Genomic DNA, 2572 nt, shown 5'->3' with positions numbered 1-2572 from the left:
TAGTTATCCATATCGTGTCATTATCATCAACCTCCTATTAATTATTTTCTCCAAACCCTTAAGGGATTAGAAACTTAAAAAATAAACACGTTAATTCATTAAATTCATTGAATTCATGTTGACAGCTAATTTTTTCGCATATATAATTGGACTATAAATAAATGGTTTCATAGAGAAATAGATTAATTGGAAATGAATGTCAGGAGTAAAAATAGATATAATATTTTTTGCACTTATTTTTGTAAGTGCCTAATTATGATACCATACCATAATTAATAGTCAATACTTTTGAGTTTTGGTCAGGAAGGCAGTCACTACGACTGCCTTATTTTATTTTGTGCTAAATGTACAGGTATAATCTGTTAATTAATTTCACTATCAATTTTTGTAAAAAGGTTCTATTGTTGATTTGTTGTTGTTGTTCATAACATTCATCTTCAACGGAAAAATAGTTTTCGTCTGAATAATAATTTTGGTATTGCAAATCAAGGGTATAATCGTTGATTAATGGAAATGGTATGATCCTCGCCATCAGGCCACTCCTTTCTTAAGAAGTTTGTATTTCTTTCTGATGTCTCGGGCCAACTTCCTGGGAATAATATTTAACATGCTAAATCACCACATTTCTTATTGGAATAAAGTGGCTGATATTTTTTAGTATACGGCTCTCTGCTCCAAATCAAGTTATACCTCTTTAAATCAAGTTGCTTTGCTTTTTCTTTGATTGAAGCAATAACCTCTTTTATGTTCGACCTAAAATCATCTTTTACATAAAATTTATAACAGAAGCTTTGATAGTTATGATTTTCACCAATATGTTCTACTACTTCCGAACAAGGGATAACGCTTAGAGTCATACCACTATCACAAATTTCATTGTAAAGATTTAGAATTTCCAGTGTTTTGTTAGCAATTTCAATAGTGTCATATAATTTGAAAGGTTCTTTGTTCCCTTGATAATAAAATGCTTTTTTTCTTCCATCATACTTAATATTAAGAATTTGCTCCTGATTTTGGTTAATAATCGTGTACCCATGAAGATTTTTGTGAATTGGATGCCAGTATCCTCTATATAAATAGTTATCTGTAGCATTATATGTGGCGGCATCTATTTCCCGTTTTAACCACAAATCATAACGATAGACATCTAATACTTGATGAAATTTAAACTCATTTTCCTCAATCTTGCTCCAAACCGTTTTGAAACCTTCAATTCCATTACTATCATTCAAAACTAATCTTGTAATATAACTTGTGTCCTTTTCCTGTGGGTGATAACTTTTTGTGATTTCCTTGACCATTGTAAAGATTTCTTGGATAGTTTCATTAGATAATTTTTTCATACTCGACTTCCTTCCCTTATATATTCTTAAGTGTGGTCAGAATGTTAATTTAGATGTTTCACTTTCCACGATTAAAAGTATAACATTTTCCAACTTCATCGTCAAGTATATTTTATATAATATAATCTATAAAGAAATAAATATAATTTATTGGGTAATATCACGTAATAAATATAAGCTTATGCCTAAAAGGACTTCCATAATCACTTATAACTGAACTTTTGTATTATTTGAATATTATATATAAAGGCATAAATATAATAATATCTAGTCTAGTATTCTTGTTTCCTTGACACAAATATAATAAATATCTATAATAATAAATATAATATATATTAAGGAGTGCTAAATTAATGAAAGATTATATTGAATTGAATAATTATATTCGAGAACAAATAAAAATGGAGCGTAAGAAAAAAAAGATTAATGGTGTTAAATTTTCTAAAGAAGTTTTAGGTTTGTCTGGTGGTTACATAAGTCATCTGGAAAAAGGCGTTATTAAGAAAATCGAACGTTTAGATTTAGAAAAAATATTTAGTAATATATTAGAAATATCTGGAGAAGAGCTAGAAAAATATATAAATGAACTGATTGAAGAATCTAAACACTCAGATGAATCAATTGAACAAACTAAAATAATAAATGAAACCGTTGAACCTATTAAAGATGATTCTATTGTTTATTATGATAAAAATAATAAAGCTTTAACTAAAGCTAGTTTTAAAAAGATAATCGACAATATAACATTCAAATTTAATAAGTCTTATAAAAAAAATCCAGAATATGCTTTTAAAAGTTTAGGAGAATTCACGAACAATTTAAGTTTTGATAGTGGTTTAATGTTAGCTTTAATTGGTATGCCATTTTATATCCTAAAAGATACTGATTTCGATATTAGACAAAAGTTTTTTGATGAGATTGGAGATATATTAATAAAATACATAGAAATATATGCAAAAGAAAATAATAATTCCAGTGATGATGAATCAGAAGAAGCTGAAGACTCTTCCGAAAATACATAATAATAAATATAATTTAACCCTATCAAGCACCCTAAAAAGGTGCTTTTTTACTTTCGAATTAAGATTTACGCAAATATCCTTCCATAAATTAGGTAAATCCTTCCCAGTAAGATGAAAATTCAGTTCTCTTGACTCAGTTACAATAGAAAGGAATATAATTTAAGTCATATAGAATATACCCTGCCTCTAATTTAACGCAGGGTTTAT

2 protein-coding genes are annotated in these 2572 nt (G+C 27.6%); one reads left to right on the top strand and one right to left on the bottom strand.

Annotated features, from left to right (window positions below; genetic code table 11):
* Positions 1-602 precede the first annotated feature (602 nt).
* Positions 603-1343: a hypothetical protein gene (locus tag HPY60_11845; GenBank protein NPV51868.1), complete on the bottom strand. Its 741-nt coding sequence runs from the start codon at positions 1341-1343 to the stop codon at positions 603-605.
* A 353-nt stretch (positions 1344-1696) separates the two neighbouring features.
* On the opposite strand from HPY60_11845, the gene HPY60_11840 reads away from it, so the two are divergent.
* A complete protein-coding gene (locus HPY60_11840; protein ID NPV51867.1) occupies positions 1697-2365 on the top strand; it encodes a hypothetical protein in 669 nt (222 codons plus the stop codon).
* Positions 2366-2572 lie beyond the last annotated feature (207 nt).

The organism is Methanofastidiosum sp., assembly GCA_013178285.1.
Classification (GTDB): domain Archaea; phylum Methanobacteriota_B; class Thermococci; order Methanofastidiosales; family Methanofastidiosaceae; genus Methanofastidiosum.
The sequence above is the reverse complement of the archived record's forward strand: the minus strand, read 5'-3'. Positions and strand labels throughout refer to the sequence as shown.

Excerpts from the sequence above, each read along its gene's own strand:
- HPY60_11845 (NPV51868.1), bottom strand. The coding sequence starts at position 1,343 with ATGAAAAAATTATCTAATGAAACTATCCAAGAAATCTTTACAATGGTC.
- HPY60_11840 (NPV51867.1), top strand. The coding sequence starts at position 1,697 with ATGAAAGATTATATTGAATTGAATAATTATATTCGAGAACAAATAAAA.